The sequence below is a fragment of the Pseudoalteromonas rubra genome, assembly GCF_005887095.1.
GTDB classification, from domain to species: Bacteria; Pseudomonadota; Gammaproteobacteria; order Enterobacterales; family Alteromonadaceae; genus Pseudoalteromonas; species Pseudoalteromonas rubra_E.
The window spans coordinates 89,302-107,371 of record NZ_PNCI01000007.1 but is presented as its reverse complement, the minus strand read 5'-3'; the positions used below and the strand labels follow the sequence as shown (position 1 = coordinate 107,371).

Here is an 18,070-nt window from a genome sequence, read left to right as displayed (position 1 = left end):
CAACGTTCACTTTTTCTGCCACAACAGAGGTATCGCCAGTACCAGCCCTCCGACGGCACCAATTAAGTGTGATTCAATGGCAACACGAGACGAAATGAGTTGACCTACATCTTCACTGGGGCCAGCGTATTGTTCCCACACCAGCTTGCCAGCAATACCGAGAAATAACAGAATACCGGTTCTTTCGCCCACTTTTATATCCTTGACTGCTCCCCAGACAATAACGCCGTGTAACAGGCCACTGAGTCCAGTATAAATACGAATATCCGGGCAAAATAACCAGATCCCGATTCCGGTCCACAATCCAAGTATCAACAGGTGAAGTGCATAAACTTTAGGAGTGCGGTACTCTGCATGGAGTACCCAGATAAACACGATGCCAACTACGTTCAGTAACCAATGCATCCAGTTGGTATGAACATACTGACTGGTCCAGATCCGCCATAGCTGGCCCTGGTCAATCAGCTCTCGGTTAAAAACCAGTATTTCCCTGATTGATGGGATCATCAGTAAGGTACAAAAGAACATTAAAACGAGCGGGGGAAAAAGGTAACGAGGCGCTAAAGGGAGATCAAACATAATATTTCTTAGAATTTTTTTGCATATTGTGCCTGTTTACTTTTATGATGCCAATCATCTATCAGAAGAATTTCCAGACTCTATGAAATATCGCCTATCACTTGCCGCACTGGCGCTTGGCGCCGCCATACCATTCACTTCTTTAGCCCTAGACAATAACACCAGAGAAGTCAGAGAGCCCGAAGCTGCAACCGGTTTGCAGCTAAAAAAAGAGAAGACGGCCAAAAAGTATATGGTCGTTGCAGCCAATGCGCATGCGAGCAAAGCCGGCCAGCTCATGTTACAACAGGGTGGCAGTGCTATTGATGCCGCCATTGCAGCGCAACTGGTGCTAACGCTTGTTGAACCCCAATCCTCGGGGATCGGGGGAGGGGCCTTTATCCTTCACTACGACAAAGAAAATGAATACCTGACTACATTCGATGGTCGAGAAACAGCACCTAAAGCAGCTGCACCTTCATTGTTCTTGGACAAGGAAGGTAAACCCGTACGTTGGATAGAAGCCGTTGTTGGCGGACGCTCCGTAGGCACACCGGGTGTATTACATGCAATGAAGCAAGCACATGATAAATACGGTAAATTGAAGTGGCGCCATCTGTTTAAGCCTGCAATAGAGCTTGCAGAAAAGGGCTTTTTGGTTTCTCCACGACTTCATATGCTGTTGGAAAAAGAGCTTAACCCGGGGTTGACCAAGTTATCCCCAGCCAAAGAATATTTTTATCCTGAAGGAAAAGCTCTGGAAGCCGGTACTTTGTTAAAGAACCCAAAACTTGCGAGATTATACCGAGAGATTGCAGAGTTTGGCTTGAAAGGGTTTTACGAAGGTAAAAATGCCGATGACATAGTGCGCGCAGTCCAAAAATCGGCGATTGCGCCGGGTGTATTGTCATTATCTGATCTTAAAAGCTACCACAGTAAAGAGCGTGCTCCCATTTGTACCATCTACCACAGTTACCGGGTGTGCTCAATGGCTCCACCAAGCAGTGGCGGGATTGCCGTTTTGCAGATCCTAAAACTGCTCGAGGGTAAGAAGCTTAGTCAATATAAGCCAAACGACCCAGAAGCCCTCCATTTATTTACTCAGGCTTCTCGATTGGCTTTTGCTGATCGTAACTATTATATTGCCGATCCTGACTTTGTAGAAGTGCCAACACAGGGTTTGCTGAATCCTGCTTATCTAAAGCAAAGAGCCGCACTTATCACGGATAAAGACAATAAAGAGGTTCCCATTGGAGACCCTAGTATGGGTAAGCTGGCTTATGCTCAGGACAACAGCTACGAGTTGCCATCAACCACACACTTATCGATAGTGGATGCACAGGGCAATGCGGTTTCTATGACTTCTTCGATTGAAATGGCCTTTGGCTCAACCGTCATGGTCAACGGATACCTGTTAAACAACCAACTGACCGACTTCGCGTTGTCTCCGAAAATTGGTGATCTTTGGGTTGCGAACAGAGTGGAAGCTAACAAGCGTCCACGCAGCTCAATGTCCCCTGTCATGGTATTCAACAAGGATGGCTCATTGAAACTTGTTGTTGGCTCACCGGGTGGCAGTCGCATCATCAATTATGTGGCACAAACCGTGATTGGCGTACTTGATTGGGGCATGTCACCGCAGCAAGCTATTGACCTGCCAAAGGTGACAAACCGCAACCAATACACCACGCTTGAAAAAGGTACCGAGGTGGTCAAGTTAAAGCCGCTTTTGGAAGCAAAGGGGCATACTGTGAGAGTCCGAGACCTTAATTCGGGTATTCACGCCATCGCAGTAACAGAAGATCTGTTATTGGGGGGCGCCGACCCACGTAGGGAAGGCGCAGCAATGGGAGAATCCAGCGAGTAAGTTTGGCGCTTAAGATCGAATTACCGTATAATGTACGGCTCTGTTTACGCATTGACCATGCCTGAACAGAGCCGTTTTTTATTGGTCTGACATGCTTAAAATTCATTGAATTTTAATGCATTTGCGCAATAATAATTCTTTGTACTTAATTTAACGAGTCACAGCTTGTAAATATGACTAAACAATCCGATCCCAATTATCTCTACATTCCATACTCTGGCCCAACGCTTTTAGAAACTCCGCTATTAAATAAGGGCAGTGCATTTAGTCAGCGCGAACGAGAGAACTTTAACCTCACGGGTCTCGTACCTCCCCGTTTTGAAACCATAGAAGAGCAGGTCGAACGCTGTTATCAGCAGTTCTCAAGTTTCAGCGACAACCTTAACAAGCATATTTATTTGCGTGCTATACAGGACAACAACGAAACCCTGTATTATCGTCTTGTACGTGATCACCTGGAAGAAATGATGCCTATCATTTACACCCCAACGGTAGGCGATGCATGCGAAAAGTTTTCCGACATTTACCGCAGCTCACGTGGTTTATTCATTTCTTACGAAGAACGCCATCAAATTGACGATATTCTGCGTAACGCGACCAAAAATAAGGTTAAGGTTATCGTAGTGACCGACGGTGAGCGTATTCTGGGTCTGGGTGACCAGGGGATCGGTGGAATGGGTATCCCAATCGGTAAGCTTGCATTATACACTGTATGTGGCGGGATCAGCCCAGCATACACCTTACCGGTAATGCTCGATGTAGGCACAAACAACGAAAAGTTACTGAATGACCCCATGTATATGGGCGCACGTCATAAACGTATTTCTCAGGACGAATACGACGAGTTTTTAGACTTGTTTATCAAAGCCGTTAAGCGTCGCTGGCCAAACGTTTTACTCCAGTTTGAAGACTTTGCCCAACCCAATGCAATGCCTTTGTTGGGCCGCTATCGTGACGAAATTTGCTGTTTCAACGATGATATACAAGGTACTGCCTCAGTTACCGTTGGCTCTTTGTTGGCGGCTTGCCGCGTTAAAGGTACAAAGTTATCTGAGCAAAAGGTGGTGTTTGTTGGAGCGGGTTCTGCCGGCTGTGGTATTGCAGAACAGATCATTGCACAAATGGTATCCGAAGGTATTTCTGACGAGCAAGCTCGTAGCCAGATATTCATGGTCGATCGTTATGGTCTTCTGACCGAAGGCATGGAAGGATTACGCGACTTCCAGGCAGCATTGATTCAATCAAAATCGGCGCTTGAAAACTGGAACTTCAGTGGTGAATTTGCGTCTTTACTTGATGTGATGCACTGCGCTCAGCCAGATATTCTGATCGGCGTATCCGGTCAGCCTGGTTTATTCACCGAGCAGGTTATTAAAGCGATGCACTCTGGGTGTGAACGTCCTATTATCTTCCCTCTAAGCAACCCGTCGCGTCAGGTTGAGGCACATCCAAAAGATGTGATTGAGTGGACTGAAGGTCAGGCAATCGTCGCAACAGGTAGTCCGTTTGAGCCTGTCGAGTTTAACGGTCAAACCTTTACGATTCCGCAGTGTAACAACAGCTACATTTTCCCGGGCATTGGACTGGGCGTATTGGCAGCTAAGGCCTCACGCATCACAGAGTCTATGCTGATGATTGCCAGTGAAACACTTGCAGAGTCTTCACCCTGGGCTAATACAGGTAAAGGCAGTTTGCTTCCTTCACTGGTTGAAATTGAACCTTTGAGCAAACGGATTGCATTTGCTGTGGCTAAGAAAGCGATGGAAGAGGGCGTTGCGCTGGAGATGCCGGAAGACCTAATCTGGGCAGCCATTGAGAAAAATTACTGGTTACCAGAGTACCGCAACTACAAGCGTTGTAGTGTGTAACTAGGTAAAAGGCGCGATATGTATGTTCGCGCCTTTTAACTATGGTTCTAACACATTCGTCAAACGACAGTATTTATTGTTGTTGAGAAGATACTGTCCGTCAGTAATGTAAGAAACTCTTACCATCTTTTCACGAGCATGAGCAGACATTACTATAGATAAAACAGCGTTTTCAGAACTGGGAAAGTAAACGGCTTCGCAAGTAGACCCAGGACTGGATTGTAACTTAAATAATGTATGATCTTTTGATGTGTGTGGGTGTGCATTCGAGAAAACTTGCAGATTTAGCACGTAAGTGTTCGAAGTGTGAATTGTTGGAGCAGCCCACGCAAGCGCGTTTACAAATAAAAGTGGTAGCCATAAAAACAGACATTTTTGCATCATAATCAACCGGGTTATTGTAAAAGTCAAGATAGTATCACCTTTACTACCCCCACCAAAAGTACTCATTCACATTGATTTCGTTATTTAAATTGCCTTGGCAGATTTACTCTTTTTAGGCCACACTTAATACTAGTATTAAGCGCTCTGCATGTAGCGTTTGGCTGTGCATGGAGCACTGATATAGAGAGTCTGTGCAATCCGACCCCATTTTGCTCTGTAGTAGGATCCCAGCAAAACCGGCTTTGCATAGATGTGCGAGTTAGGTGAACTGAATGCACTATGCTATCTTAGCTGTTTTATTGCTCGTTTCTGTGTTTGTAAAGAGTGAACCTATCTACGTAGATATTATTTCAGACTACTCTCCAGATTCACGCAAAGCCCCCGCAGATCTGGGGACCCAGCTACTTCTTCAACTAGAGCACACACTTCAGGGAAAGTTAGTTCTGACCTTTATGCCAGCCAGCCGCAAAAGAGAGTGGCGAGAACTCGTTCGTAATCCAAAAGCGTGCCTGTACAACAAAGTTAAGACGCCTAAGCGAGAGACCATGGCGTTGTTTACGCCTTATCCGTTAATGTCATTTCCTGCCAACCGTTTAATACTCAAGGATCAACCAAATATTCCCGATACCATTTCTCTGGGCACCATTGTCAGAATGGGCCTGAATATTGGGGTGTCGGAGGGCCGTTCTTATGGCCTGGAAATTGACAATTTTATCGCTTCGAACCAATCAGCTTTTTGGGTAGCACAAGGCAATCAAAGTGCTTATCGGCTCAGGACGATGCTGAGCCAGGGCAAGCTGGACGGGATAATAGAGTACAGCTCGGTCTTTATTACTGAACATCCTTCTGCACAGGCCCTCAACAGATATAGTTTTCATGCCATAGAAGAGGCTGGTTTGACTATTTTTGGCTACATAGCGTGTGCAAAGTCAGACGAGGGCCGCAAAGCAATCGGCCTGTTTCAATCAGCACTTGAAAGACCCGATTTACAGCAAGCGATACTCATCGCCCACACAGGATTGTTCTTTGAGCAAGAGGAACCCTTTATTCTTCGCTCTTTACACAAAGCGTATAACATTCAGCATTGATTAACAAACTTGTGCTTTAATTGGCGCATCTGTTGTGGTGTTATAATTTCAACACCACATTATCTCATTTGATTAAAGTAAGGAGGCGTCCATGCGCTCACTTTTAGCCGCCGCAATTTTTGCGCTCAGTACCGGCGCACAAGCAGGCAGTTTGCCCGAAGGTCCACACTTGTATGTCAAAGGAATGTCTTCTGTAGAAGTACAGCCTGACGCAGCCATTATTCGTGTTGCGATAACTGAAAAGCACAAGTCATTACCAGATGCAAAAGCTAATGTTGATCAAATCATGGCCAAGGCGATTCAGATAGCCAGAGATTTCGATATCAAGACCAATGATATCCATGCGGAGCAGCTTAATGTGCATCGTCAGACACGCTACAATCGCAGTAACAATGAAGAAGAGTTTGATGGCTTCAGAGTCAGTCGCAGCCTGACGGTAAAACTAAAAGATTTGGCTGAATACCCAAACTTGCTTCAGGCCTTTGTAGACAGCGGTATTAATCAATTTAATAACACGGAATTTGTTGTTGAAGACAAAGCTGAGTACATGAAAAAGCTTAAAAAGTCTGCTATTGAAGAGGCTAAGGCGGCAGCCAGAGAGCTTGCAGATGACTTTGATGTTGAGCTGGGTCGATTATATTCGGTATCATTTTCGCCCATGAATGTGCCCGTACAGCCTTATGCCCGTGGCAAAATGATGGCGGCAGAGTCGATGGATGTCAGTCAGGCCTATAACACTGGAGATACAACACTGACTGCCGAAGTGTATGCTGTGTATTTTATTGAATAAACTCTCTATACTGGACCTACTTATAATACTTACAAGTAGGTCTGCGTCATGATAACAGGATTTTTTGCTGCCATATTTACGCTTTTTTATATCAAACTCAGTTTTGATATCATATGTTTACGTCACAAACACAAAGTTGCGCTAGGAGATGGTGGTAACCCTGCCTTAGAGCGAGCGATCCGCGCCCATGGCAACTTCATGGAATATACGCCTTTACTATTGATACTGTTATTTGCTTTGGAATTTCAAGGTGGTCAGGCAATTTGGCTATACATTACGGGCAGCACTTACTTAATCGGCCGTATTTTACACTCATTCGCGCTGAATATGGCTAACCTGAAGCTACGTGTTTTGGGTATGGCATTGAGCTTTTTGTCGCTGCTGGCACTGTCGATTATTAATATTTACTGTTATTTTATTTGATTAATGGAAAAAATCTTTATTACCGGATTACCAAGAACCGGTACAACCAGTGTGTGTGCTGCTTTTTTAGAATTGGGTTTTAAAACAGCACACACAGCTTACACCCGAGAAACCTTTTCTCAAGCTCAGGTTATAGCTGATACCCCTATATTCAATGACTACGAAACACTGTCAGAACTGTACCCAAACAGCCGCTTTGTTTATCTGGACAGGGCCATGTCAAGCTGGGTTCCCTCAATACGGCGCTTACTAACCCGTATGTTACCCAGGCTGGAAACCCAGCAGGGCGGCTTCAATGACACCTTGAAACGTTGCTACTTTGATACCTTTGAACACTTAAGCGCAGATAATCTCGAATGCGATCAGTACCTGATAGAGAGCTATCACAAGCACCGCGCAGATTGTCTGAGTTTTTTAGAGCGTTCTCAGCAAACATACCTGATCCTGGATGTAGCTCAACCAGATAGCTTACAAACACTGACGGACTTTCTGGATATTCATACTGATTTGGCGAGTACCATGCCAAACCTTAATCAGGGAGGAAAAGTGACAGCGTGGAAGCAGATTGATCATCCACTGAAAGTAGAATCTACCAGAAACGGAAAAGCAGACAGAGACAGCCTGCTGTATAGCACGGCTTATACCAATTTCACTTAATACCTGTTCTATTTGAAGGAGCAAATAGGGCGCTAACGGCGTTAAAAATTTCTCATTTAGAACAACTAAATAGCAAAATTTTTGCCTTGTTATCGACCCTATTTTCTCGCCTCAAAATAGAACACTTAATTAAGCAAATTGGTATTAGTTGTGTCGCAAAAATGTCCGATACTAGTGTCGCAGGTATTGAGAATACCCAAGAGCAGGGCCCATCCTCCAAGTTTGGATATTGCAGCCGTTCTTGGGTAAAATACCCAGAAAATTCATAGCAGAATAAATAACAGATGTTTGAACTAAAATTTCACACGCCCTTTGAGTGGACGCATAAAGTCATGGCCGAGTTTGATACCTTTTTACAGGATCACGCTGCGGCAGAGAAAAAAGCTTCCGGTATGGCCATGTCAATGTTGAGCCATTATCCGGATCGAATTAAACTCGTTAAAGCAATGGCAGACCTTGCTATTGAAGAGATGATCCACTTCAAGCAAGTGCTTAAATTACTGACTGATCGCCAGGTGACTTTGGGCAACGATAAAGCAGATCCCTATATTAAAAAAATGCGCGCACTATTTCGTCAGGGCTCAGATGAGTTTTTAATTGACCGCTTGTTAGTTGCTGCGGTTATTGAGGCCCGAGGCCATGAGCGCTTTTCACTGGTTGCGGAAGCCTTACCAGAAGGCAAAGAAAAAGACTTTTACGTGACCATAGCCAAATCGGAAGAAAAACACAAAAACCTGTTTGTTGAACTTGGCTATGAGTACTTTGACAAAGCTGTGATCGACGCACGCCTGGAAGAAATACTGATTGCAGAAGCCGAGATCTGCGAAAGTATTCCATTTACCGCCGCATTGCATTAATTGTATAGAATTAAGGTAAAAACCTCATATTTCATTATGTTAAATTGATTGCAAAGTTTAAAAGGGAGGGGAATGCTACTCCCTTTTTTGCTTGTATGAACCACTTTCAGTCGTGTTTAGATAGAAATTTGACCCTGCAAATAATCTACAGCATTGCCTTCAAGTATTACTCTGCCTTCGACAAGCGTACACTTTATCTTCCCGGTTCGTTCAGATAACTGCTGTGCTGTCAGTTTATTTTTGTCTAGTCGCTCACACCAGTAAGGTGCCAGCTGGCAATGAGCTGAGCCCGTAACGGGATCTTCATTCACCCGCAGTTTTGGATAGAAACAGCGACTGACAAAATCAACGGAGTCTCCACGCGCAGTAACAACAACGCCACGTAAATCAAGCTGAGCTAGCTTCTCAAAGTCAGGCGATACCGCTTTAACTTCAGACTCATGGCTTAGTACGACAAGGTAATCGAACCCAGCCAATACAGCTTCAACGCTGGAAACTCCCAAGCCTACTAGTATATTCTCAGGGGGGTCAACAGGGTGTGGAGGTGTAGCGGGGAAGTCCATACTGTATCCCTCAGGCAACTTAGTCACCGAGAGTAAGCCGCTTCGCGTTTGGAATTGAACAGTTTGATCATGAAAACCTAAATGAGTAAACAAAACGTGGGCAGTCGCCAGGGTTGCATGACCACACAAGTCTACTTCACCTTTTGGTGTAAACCAGCGCAGCTGGTAGGTGTTTTCTGCAGAGACAAAAAACGCAGTTTCCGATAGGTTATTTTCTTCCGCTATTTTTTGCAGCAGGTCGTCAGGCAGCCAGCTTGGCAGAGGACACACGGCTGCTGGATTACCTTCAAACACCGCTGATGCAAACGCATCAACCTGAAAAATATCTAATTTCACATTATGCTCATTGTATGGATCATCTGACTTCAACCTTAACATGTGCGTGTGAAATCGGCCAGTGAGCAGCAGGGCGCTTGTGCTTTTTCCGCTGTCAATAGTTACTGTTTATTGCAACTATTGTCAGTGTTGTATTTGATCTCGTCCAGAATGCCGTGCTTTTTAAACTCAGCGATCGCCCGATTGAGCTCAATAACCAGGGTTTTACCGTACTTATTGTGCTTTGAAACGGCGAAAAACAGCCCGTTCATCTGTAAAATGGGTTCAACCATCACCAAATCCTGAGCCATAGTCGCCAATTCGATATTGCTATGGTGCGCAAAAGACGCAATTTCCATCTTGATAACTTCCGGATCGCCAACAATAAGGTTGACGCGTCCAGCCATCAATAGCCTAATGTTGTGCGCATCATCAACGGCTTCCATGACGTTGAACTTACCAGCATCCATAAGTCGGTCAAACTCCGGCGTATTTTGATAGCCACGGACCACGCCAATGCGTTCATCAGCAAGTGCAGCCAAACTGGTAAAGTGGTCCGTGTTATAGTCCTTGCGTTTGTACAGCGCGATCGGACCCCATCCAAATGCCTCTGTGAGAGTGAGATGATCTAATCGGCGTGTACCTGGAAATGTATCCGATGGCGATTCAGGCTCAATGAAATACTCAGGTACCAGCAAATCTACTTTTCCATTTTCTGCATACGCTACAGCACGCGCCCAGGGGTAAAAAGTCACAGTTGCGCCATAGCCCTGACTGTGAAGCAAGGCAATCGTGGCCTGCATGACCCATCCTTGCTTGCACAAGCTCAAACCAATATAGGGTTGCCATTCTAAAGTAGTGACCTGAATTTGTTTGTCAGCTTGAATATTGTAACGAAAGGTATGGTCACTGATTTTTTTACCTGACACGGTATGAGTGCCTTTATAGTCGCGATACGTAACGCTCACTTCTGGTGTATTCGCTAAGCTCTTAAACGGGTAGAGCAAAATTAGACAAAGATATAACGACAAAGCATACGGCATTGTAGACAGACTCTTAGATTTGTTAGCATAAGCTTAGTCATTAACTGTAAACTTGTCACAGATATAGCATTTAACATAATATGAATTATAGGATATTGGCTATCGGCCGGAGTCAGTCAATTTTTTTAAATCGACCTGTTTTAATATTGCGGACCTGCGCCGGTATATGTCCCGGATTTTTTATCATAAACTCAATCATCTGTTTGATTTCGATTTCCTGCGACTCTGGTATCCAGACCGTCCGTTTAACCAAACCCTGTGATTTCATTTTTTGCTCATAGCGCTGGTTTTTAGTCAGTTTTTTGGTCACCAGTGACCTATCGTCTGATTGCATTTTACTCAGCCCCCATTGAATCATCAACACTGGGCATATTGTCCTGCGGCATCATTTCGATTTTTGGTGCATCGCAGGTTATCCAGTCTGCATAACTATCACCAAACTGGATTTGTATAGAGCAACGATTATGGACAATGGTGCGATAACCCGCCAGCGCTAAATCACGCAAATCCATTTGAAACATATGCTGACCGTTTTGACTGGCGCTAATATGATACGTGCGAACTATTCTCGCGTATTCGTCAGTATATTCCGCAAACCCGCTAATATGTAAATCAACCCGATAATATGGGTGTTTACCAGAAAAACTAACTGGCTCACTAGCGACCTGGACACCATTATTTTTTTGCTGAGAATGATTATCAGGACCAGCATTTAACTCTGATGATGGTTTTTCAACAGGTGTTTTAATTGGTGGTTTATCGTTCGTTTTGTCATCAGCGGACACGCCAGCAACACCCAACCCAAACGACAAAACCAGCATAGCCGCCCCACCAATAACAAAACCATTCTGCCACCATTTTTTTGTATCTGATGCGGTAGTTTCATCAACAGCAACGCCTGATTTTGTATGCGATTTATAAAACGAAAAATATTTAGGGTCATATGCACGCTCCTCAGTATGCACAACAGTAGAGTTTGAGCAACTCGCAGAGCTGTGTATTTTTCGTATGTATTTATCGTTCTCACCAACAAATGACTTTTTAATACAACGATAATGCGTACCAATCAAATCACGTATGTTACGTTCGATTTTTCTGAAATTCTGAGTTATCAAATAAATATCAAACCCATAATGACGGTGCATGTCATAAAATTCAGAGAGCGATTTATCGGTCGAACCAGATGGCATCGCCAGATGCGCCTCATCAATAAAAAACGCAACCCGATTACCCTGCTCATTCTGCCAGTTCTCATACTGTATATAATGCTCTCGTTTGGAAAATGGACGCTGACCGCCATAATTATGAAACTGACCATCAATCACCTCGATTAAATCGACAATTTCATCGCCATAAACGGCCCTAAAAACATCCAACTCCAACGGTATATTGGTAACGATTTTCCGTTTTTGTTTGGTTATCATAGGTATGATGTGATTAACAACACACTCATAGGATTTACCACCACCTGTTTTACCTGACACTCCGTAAATCATGTTTAACTCCCTAATCTCGTAAACGGCACCAATTGCAACATAAATCTAATTGTTAATGAGGTGATTATCATGCCAGTGGCCTCACCCAGACCAACAGCACCCATATAGTATGCAACATTTGGCGGTATGCCATTTATATAACCGGATATATCCAACCCCTCAAACAGGGCACCCATACCCTCCAAAATAACAACAACCAAATCCATAAATATTTCAAAAATAAAATAAAACAAATCCTTTAATGCATCCAATAGGGTTAATAATATCGAATATAAAAATTGCTGAAAATCAACCCACGTTTTAGCTAACCATTCCAACATATTAACCCCCAAATATTATACGGCGACAGGTAAACACAGCCGTTATCAATATACAGATACGTATAAATGCCAACACAGGCGGCGATATCACAACCAGTTCGACACACCCAAAATTCATGTTTCTGCCCAGATTAAAACACCAATTAGGTGAGCTGGGCGCACCACCTGACGTATTAAATTTGAATTTATCTAAAAACGAAATGGCAGGTGTATTTGATAGCAACTCTGATTTTTCAGACCATATGCCAGGCAATCCATCTGGGTAACTCGATTCCCAAAACGACGCTGATTTAGCTGGGTCGAAAACACCGAAATCAGGGAGGCAATCAGGCGAATCACACGGCTCACAATCAGGCCCAGTACACGGCTCAGGCTCACAATCATCTCCCGTGCATGGCTCGCAATCAGGCCCAGTACACGGCTCAGGCTCACAATCATCTCCCGTGCATGGCTCACAATCAGGGCCAGTACATGGCTCAGGTTCACAATCCGCACCGACGCATGGCTCAGGGTCGCAATCCGGCCCAGTACACGGCTCACAGTCAGGCCCAGTACACGGCTGACCACCGCCATTGTCATCAGTATCGATAATGGTTTTAATGGTGCCAACTGTCTCGCCAACGCCTAAAATTGCTGCGTTCGCATCCTCAACACCCACAACCAACGCGTCAACACCATCAACAACCTCACCCAGCAGGGAGACCATTTCAGACTGGTCCTCTCCAGTCATTTCAACAGCAGAAATAACGCCATCCAACTGAGCCTCCAGCGTACCGCGCGTGGCATCCAGAGACGATATAACGGCCTCCTCAGCAGATTTATCCCGCAACTCATCAACGATTAATTTGGTGTTATCGATGGTTTTTTCATTTGCCCTCTGAATCCTAAATAAATATTCATTCGACTGCTCAACCAATCTAAATTGGTCATCATTATCTAGGTGTATATTTTCCAGCATTTTATACATGTTTTCATAGCCGCTGTTTTGATTATCTATCACAGCAGCCAAATTTTTATTTATTTTGTTTAATGCGTCGATTTCCAATCCTGACTCACTACCATCACCCTCATTCTGTTCTGGGGCGCCTGTTTGGTTCCTGCCATTTTTTTCTACATCATCCAATTTGGGGAGGTTGAATGGCTCCTCAGGCTCAGTTTTATCAGGACCATCATTGCCACACTGCGTCCATTCCTGACCGTTATAATGGTCACTAATTAAAAATGAGCCGTTTTGACTGGGATTATATTTGCAGATAGTGCCGTCAGGATTTTCAAAACACCGCGACCGTTTATCAGCACTAAACGTGAGCTGGTCAGACTCAGACGGCATAGGACAATTTTCGTCAACGTTAGGTAGCCCACAACGCTCATCGCCATTAACATCAACATACAGACGAGTAAATCTGGGGTCATCCTCTGGCGGGCAGGTTCGTGTCTCAATATACTCATCAGGACGATAAAACCCGAGACGCACCTCATACGCCTCCCAGTTACACCCATTATCAGGGTCACACCCAACCTGCCCCGCAGCAGTGGCCCAAAGGTGAAATTGATTCTCATCAGGCGCCTCACGATAATGAAACATTTTATATGACACATCGCCGTTTTTTTTCGGCGCATATGCCTGCTCTGCGTTAGATTTACACGTGGCCATATTAACCCACGCCTCATTATATTTACCTGTCTGACATAAACCTCTCGACTCCTGAGTTCTATCAGGGTCTCTATGTGATGGGTCAAATGCAAATACACCACAAACAAAAATGGCGCTAAACAGCGCCAATATATATTTAACAAACACTGGTTATTACCCCCAGCCAAAATTTTTACAGACTATAAATCCAGTTAACGCCCCCATCATCGCTATAATCGTATAGATGAGGGCGGCTATTAAACCGCCCATTCCGATTAGGCCGCGCGAACAGCACGTTTCGCTAATTGAATACCTTTCAGCGCCATGGTAATTCCCACGATTGCGACACCAGTGGCACCAATAAACGTCGCGACAGTAGACAAATCAACAGCAGCAAAAATATCAGCCATAATATATTCTCCAATTTATTTAGTTTAATTAAATCATTTTAATAACAGCCCGAGCGGCTCGGACCTTATAACTCAAGAACCCCAGCATCACCACGACACCAAAGCCCCATGTAAACGCCTCAGTTATACCGAGACTGGTTATTTGATAGCTGGCCGTTAATGCCTGCGCATCAGCAGCCGGAACCAACACATAACCCGTGCACTGCTCCAGCGTTTCTGATGTTGCGCTAACAGTGCCGTCAGCTCTCAAATAAATACATTGCATTTTATTTATGCCCACCCAGAGAATGTTTGAAATGCTGTTTTAAATCAGCATCAACAGGTATTAGCTCGACAACCTCGTTCTCAAACGTTTCCGAATTAAACGCAAATTTCAAATCGTATTCACGGTCCGAAACAAATGCGCCCGTATCAATCAATAAATGCGCATACGCTACGTTAATCTGTATAGGTTTTTTATTAAACGGCGTGTCCGTCGTTTTACCCGCGGATTTGCGCTTGAATTTCGGACTATCAACCGACTCAAACGGATATAAAACCTCTAATTCCGCATTTTCCACATCTGGGTTTTTAGACTGCGGAAATGATGTAATGCCAATGCCTGCAATAACAATAGCCATGTTTAAATGCTCCTAAATTGTTCCGTTAATATTTGTTTGTATGTATTAGGCAAATCGAGTGATTTACCTGTTATATATTCATCGGGTATTAAATAACCGAGCGCCTGCTGAATATCGCCAGCGGTCATTTCCAGAATTTCAGACAACGCCTTGCCACACATGCGACGCACCCAGCGAGCGCGAGAGGCTAAATCAGTTGCAGCCTCAGATTTTCGAGGGGATACAGTGGTGTTAATACCCTCAGCCTCTATCATGGATTGCGCAAATCTACACAAACCCGCAAATGCAGCATCAGGATTTAATAATGTCTCTACAGGGTATTTTTTCAGCTCGACCTCGTTTCGATACCAAACACAATCAGCCTGTATACCCTGCTCTAATTTTTTATTGTAAATACGCCAAAATACAGGGCTGGTCCGTTTACCAAACGTCACCATTTCGACATCGTAAACCCCATTAATATCAACACTATGCCGAGGGGACATTGTGGGGCTGCGGCCACCACCAGAGCGAGCGAACGCATTGTCATAAAATGCGGTCTCAGCATATTTGCAATCAAAATTGCCGTCATAACAGTCATAGGCCAAATCGACACGCGCTAGGTATCTGATTTGCAATACATTTGATAACCAATGATGCAGTACAAACGGCGTTGTGTGTGACCAGAGGTGTTTGCACCCCTCGCCTGATATCTGGATGTAGCAGGTATCGCGCTGACCACCAATACCAACAAACCCGATTTGCGTACCCTCATGGGTAACCAGATTCATGCTGTTTTGATAACCATGGAACCCCCTGTCACGAGGGGCTGACAGATTAAAACCGAGAATCTCACGGCAAAAAACATGAAGGGTTTTTAGATAAAAATCAGACATTAACGTCGCAATGCGTTGTTTTTCGGTCTCGATTAGAGCCATGGTTTTTTCATGGCTGAGACCGTGATAATTACACTCGGATTTAATGTCTGGATGGGACGGCCACAGGTGGTCAGTCTGTTTAGATTTGAGATAACCGGCACGCGAACAGTAACGCAAATCAGCCAATTTGAACGTAAACGCCAGATGGTCGATACCTACCTGATTTTGTTCATTTTTACGTGTGCGGTCCAAACGATTTTTAATCATTTTGGACGCTAACTCACTGGTTTGAGTAGGACCGTACATCTAAATCACTCCCTGCTGTACCAACTGAGGATAATTTTCGTCAGTTATTTCAATGGACTGACAATCATATTCATGGCTCAACCATGCATTGAATAAATACATGTTTTCGAAAAAATCATATTGACGCCCATACTCTGGGTGGTCATAGGTCACCTGAACCCCTGCCTGATGATTATTTTCGAAATAAACAACCATCAGCCTGCAAATTCCATGAATTCAACCATCAACAAACGCGTCATCTGGCAATCACCCAATGCCCTGTGAGCAACACAATCAGATGTATCAACACCCTGCTGATAACAGGCATTAACCAGACGCTGCCATTTGTAATCACCATAGGGACCAATTTCACCGTAGTACTCTGCATAATTGTGCATGACGCAATATGAGCAATCAGACGTGTCCCACAAACCCCCCTCAAGCGACTGATTTAACAGACGAATGTCATAATCCGCATTGTAAATAGCGAGGATTTTGCCTGAGATAGCTGATTTGATTTCGTTCAGAACAGACTGGATAACAGGCGCATGAGCAACCATCTCGTTAGTAATACCGTGAATGGCAATGGCCTCTGATGGAATTTCGATTTCAGGATTTATCAACGTATCCAGCAGAACATTGCCAGACATATCAATAATGGATATTTCACAAATGCGTGCATCTGAATCTAATCCAGTAGTCTCCGTATCCAATACAACGTAATCACATTTTTTGAACATAACCGAAATCCTTGGGTGTTGCGTTAAAGCGAATGTTACTGAAATCGAAACCCTCGGACAGGTCAAAAAAGACCTGAAAAGCTGATTTCTAAGTTTCTCAGTAATTATTTATAGGTGCAGAGCTTAGTTTCTTAGATTCTTAGTGTCAACAAAAATTAGATTCTGAGTTTATAATAATTTCGATGAAGAGAACCGAGGTAGGAAAATGCCAACTAAGCACATTGATGACTCGACATGGAGAAAAGTCGAAAAAGAACATGTAAAAGCGGTGATTTCGACGCAGAGATCACTAAAAGACACTGAAATATTAAAAATACTAATTAACAAAGGGTTGGAGGTAATCACCGAAGAAGACTACCAAGACTTTGCAAATGGTAAAAAATAGACCGAGATTAGGGAAACGCCCGAATCGTCGGTAAGTTATACCCCGTAATACAATCACGGGGTATTTTTTTGCATCACCGCCGCTGGGAACCCTCCCGCGGGAGCGGTGCCCTCCCATCGTCTGCGATAGCGTTAAAAACAATGGTTTATCAGGAGGCGATTGAATTTATCGAATAGTTTTGAATAGGGGCGCAATTGACATGGGGAGTTTGGGCGACAGCGCACCCTGATAACCAATCGCAATTTTGATACCCGACAGCTAAAACCGCCGAACCTCTGGAATGCTAATCATGGCCTACGGCCATCAAACCACTAAACGCCTGCTGAAAATCAGTAACAATCTGCCGATTTCGACGCAATTCGTCCCTAGCCTCGGTAATTTGCGCGCGCTGTGTTGAAATCTGAACCAGTTTATCAGAGTGAGCATGCACCAAATGCGTGAGCAGCTTGCTAGTCGTCGCTATTCCCAACTCTGTTTTCAGTCGTTCAATCTCTGCCAGTGTTGCATCATTCGGTCTGTATGTGATTGCCATAATAACCCCGTTTGGTTTCATTATTCGCCCTGGACAATAATGTCCTGGAATGGTTTTGATATCATTTATCTTCCTGGAAATCGTTTACCTGGTCAAGTTTTGATTTCATTTTGGTGCTTCAGATGGGTTTTCCTGGAACAGTTTTGATAGCAATCGCCACCGCCAAAATCCTATAACCCGCCATTATGTTACGGGCAGCGCGGCCAGCCGCTCGATGCTCGGGCGGGACCATTGTCCCTCGCATAAACCAAACAGCCCCAGCCGATTGCTAGTCTGGCTGAGGCTGTCTAAACATAACGCCGCTCTCACATTATAGGAAGTTAAATGATTACCGCTCTGTGCTGAGACTGAAATCATCTTTCACAATAAAATGTCCTAT

At 44.3% G+C, this 18,070-nt stretch carries 22 protein-coding genes; 8 read left to right on the top strand and 14 right to left on the bottom strand.

The annotated features are described in order from the left end of the window. Positions 1-6: 6 nt before the first annotated feature. On the bottom strand, positions 7-579 hold the full coding sequence (gene rrtA / locus CWB99_RS03045; RefSeq protein WP_138552512.1) for a rhombosortase: 573 nt from the start codon (positions 577-579) through the stop codon (positions 7-9). 82 nt (positions 580-661) lie between these two features. On the opposite strand from rrtA, the gene ggt reads away from it, so the two are divergent. The 7 genes from ggt (at position 662) to CWB99_RS03010 (ending at position 8,492) form a co-directional block, all read left to right on the top strand. After that, entirely contained in the window at positions 662-2,425 is a 1,764-nt protein-coding gene (ggt, locus tag CWB99_RS03040; protein WP_138552513.1) for a gamma-glutamyltransferase, read from the top strand. 173 nt (positions 2,426-2,598) lie between these two features. Then, positions 2,599-4,293, top strand: a complete 1,695-nt coding sequence (locus tag CWB99_RS03035; protein WP_138552514.1) for an NAD-dependent malic enzyme — start codon at positions 2,599-2,601, stop codon at positions 4,291-4,293. Positions 4,294-4,949: 656 nt separating this feature from the next. Continuing rightward, entirely contained in the window at positions 4,950-5,765 is an 816-nt protein-coding gene (locus CWB99_RS03030; RefSeq protein ID WP_138552515.1) for an ABC transporter substrate-binding protein, read from the top strand. 91 nt (positions 5,766-5,856) lie between these two features. Next, positions 5,857-6,555, top strand: a complete 699-nt coding sequence (locus CWB99_RS03025; RefSeq protein WP_138552516.1) for an SIMPL domain-containing protein — start codon at positions 5,857-5,859, stop codon at positions 6,553-6,555. Between the two features lie 48 nt (positions 6,556-6,603). After that, on the top strand, positions 6,604-6,978 hold the full coding sequence (locus CWB99_RS03020) for an MAPEG family protein (protein ID WP_138552517.1): 375 nt from the start codon (positions 6,604-6,606) through the stop codon (positions 6,976-6,978). Between the two features lie 3 nt (positions 6,979-6,981). Continuing rightward, positions 6,982-7,635 carry a sulfotransferase gene (locus tag CWB99_RS03015; RefSeq protein ID WP_138552518.1) on the top strand — a complete coding sequence of 218 codons (654 nt, stop codon included), beginning with the start codon at positions 6,982-6,984 and terminating at the stop codon, positions 7,633-7,635. Between the two features lie 284 nt (positions 7,636-7,919). Beyond that, positions 7,920-8,492, top strand: a complete 573-nt coding sequence (locus CWB99_RS03010; protein ID WP_138552519.1) for a tRNA-(ms[2]io[6]A)-hydroxylase — start codon at positions 7,920-7,922, stop codon at positions 8,490-8,492. A gap of 116 nt (positions 8,493-8,608) precedes the next feature. Here the strand turns inward: CWB99_RS03010 and CWB99_RS03005 are convergent, their stop codons facing one another. The 12 genes from CWB99_RS03005 to CWB99_RS02960 form a co-directional block, all read right to left on the bottom strand. After that, positions 8,609-9,391: a PhzF family phenazine biosynthesis protein gene (locus CWB99_RS03005; RefSeq protein ID WP_138552520.1), complete on the bottom strand. Its 783-nt coding sequence runs from the start codon at positions 9,389-9,391 to the stop codon at positions 8,609-8,611. Between the two features lie 101 nt (positions 9,392-9,492). Then, positions 9,493-10,299: a substrate-binding periplasmic protein gene (locus CWB99_RS03000; protein ID WP_171045244.1), complete on the bottom strand. Its 807-nt coding sequence runs from the start codon at positions 10,297-10,299 to the stop codon at positions 9,493-9,495. A 226-nt stretch (positions 10,300-10,525) separates the two neighbouring features. Beyond that, positions 10,526-10,723, bottom strand: a complete 198-nt coding sequence (locus CWB99_RS02995; RefSeq protein ID WP_249331643.1) for a hypothetical protein — start codon at positions 10,721-10,723, stop codon at positions 10,526-10,528. A gap of 25 nt (positions 10,724-10,748) precedes the next feature. Next, positions 10,749-11,909: a zonular occludens toxin domain-containing protein gene (locus tag CWB99_RS02990; protein WP_138552522.1), complete on the bottom strand. Its 1,161-nt coding sequence runs from the start codon at positions 11,907-11,909 to the stop codon at positions 10,749-10,751. 2 nt (positions 11,910-11,911) lie between these two features. After that, the gene (locus CWB99_RS02985; protein WP_138552523.1) at positions 11,912-12,229 is read right to left on the bottom strand and encodes a DUF2523 family protein; all 318 of its coding nucleotides are present in this window, start codon (positions 12,227-12,229) and stop codon (positions 11,912-11,914) included. A 1-nt stretch (position 12,230) separates the two neighbouring features. Then, positions 12,231-13,883, bottom strand: a complete 1,653-nt coding sequence (locus tag CWB99_RS02980; RefSeq protein ID WP_138552524.1) for a hypothetical protein — start codon at positions 13,881-13,883, stop codon at positions 12,231-12,233. Positions 13,884-14,137: 254 nt separating this feature from the next. Next, positions 14,138-14,272 (bottom strand): hypothetical protein, encoded by a 135-nt coding sequence (locus CWB99_RS24760; protein ID WP_283235371.1) that lies wholly within the window; start codon positions 14,270-14,272, stop codon positions 14,138-14,140. Between the two features lie 28 nt (positions 14,273-14,300). Continuing rightward, on the bottom strand, positions 14,301-14,537 hold the full coding sequence (locus CWB99_RS02975; protein WP_138552525.1) for a hypothetical protein: 237 nt from the start codon (positions 14,535-14,537) through the stop codon (positions 14,301-14,303). A gap of 1 nt (position 14,538) precedes the next feature. Continuing rightward, a complete protein-coding gene (locus tag CWB99_RS02970) occupies positions 14,539-14,892 on the bottom strand; it encodes a DUF1293 family protein (RefSeq protein WP_138552526.1) in 354 nt (117 codons plus the stop codon). Between the two features lie 2 nt (positions 14,893-14,894). Next, complete coding sequence (locus tag CWB99_RS02965) at positions 14,895-16,055, bottom strand: replication initiation factor domain-containing protein (RefSeq protein WP_138552527.1); 1,161 nt, start codon at positions 16,053-16,055, stop codon at positions 14,895-14,897. Beyond that, positions 16,056-16,250 (bottom strand): hypothetical protein, encoded by a 195-nt coding sequence (locus CWB99_RS23960; protein WP_171045243.1) that lies wholly within the window; start codon positions 16,248-16,250, stop codon positions 16,056-16,058. It abuts the gene before it with no gap. Beyond that, positions 16,250-16,774, bottom strand: coding sequence for a 3'-5' exonuclease (locus CWB99_RS02960; RefSeq protein ID WP_138552528.1), 525 nt, complete (start codon positions 16,772-16,774; stop codon positions 16,250-16,252). The genes CWB99_RS23960 and CWB99_RS02960 overlap by 1 nt, the downstream gene beginning before the upstream one ends. A gap of 205 nt (positions 16,775-16,979) precedes the next feature. Here CWB99_RS02960 and CWB99_RS02955 point away from each other — a divergent pair, with 205 nt between their 5' ends. Beyond that, complete coding sequence (locus CWB99_RS02955; RefSeq protein ID WP_138552529.1) at positions 16,980-17,159, top strand: hypothetical protein; 180 nt, start codon at positions 16,980-16,982, stop codon at positions 17,157-17,159. 283 nt (positions 17,160-17,442) lie between these two features. Here CWB99_RS02955 and CWB99_RS02950 read toward each other — a convergent pair whose 3' ends face one another. After that, a complete protein-coding gene (locus CWB99_RS02950; RefSeq protein WP_138552530.1) occupies positions 17,443-17,691 on the bottom strand; it encodes a hypothetical protein in 249 nt (82 codons plus the stop codon). Positions 17,692-18,070 lie beyond the last annotated feature (379 nt).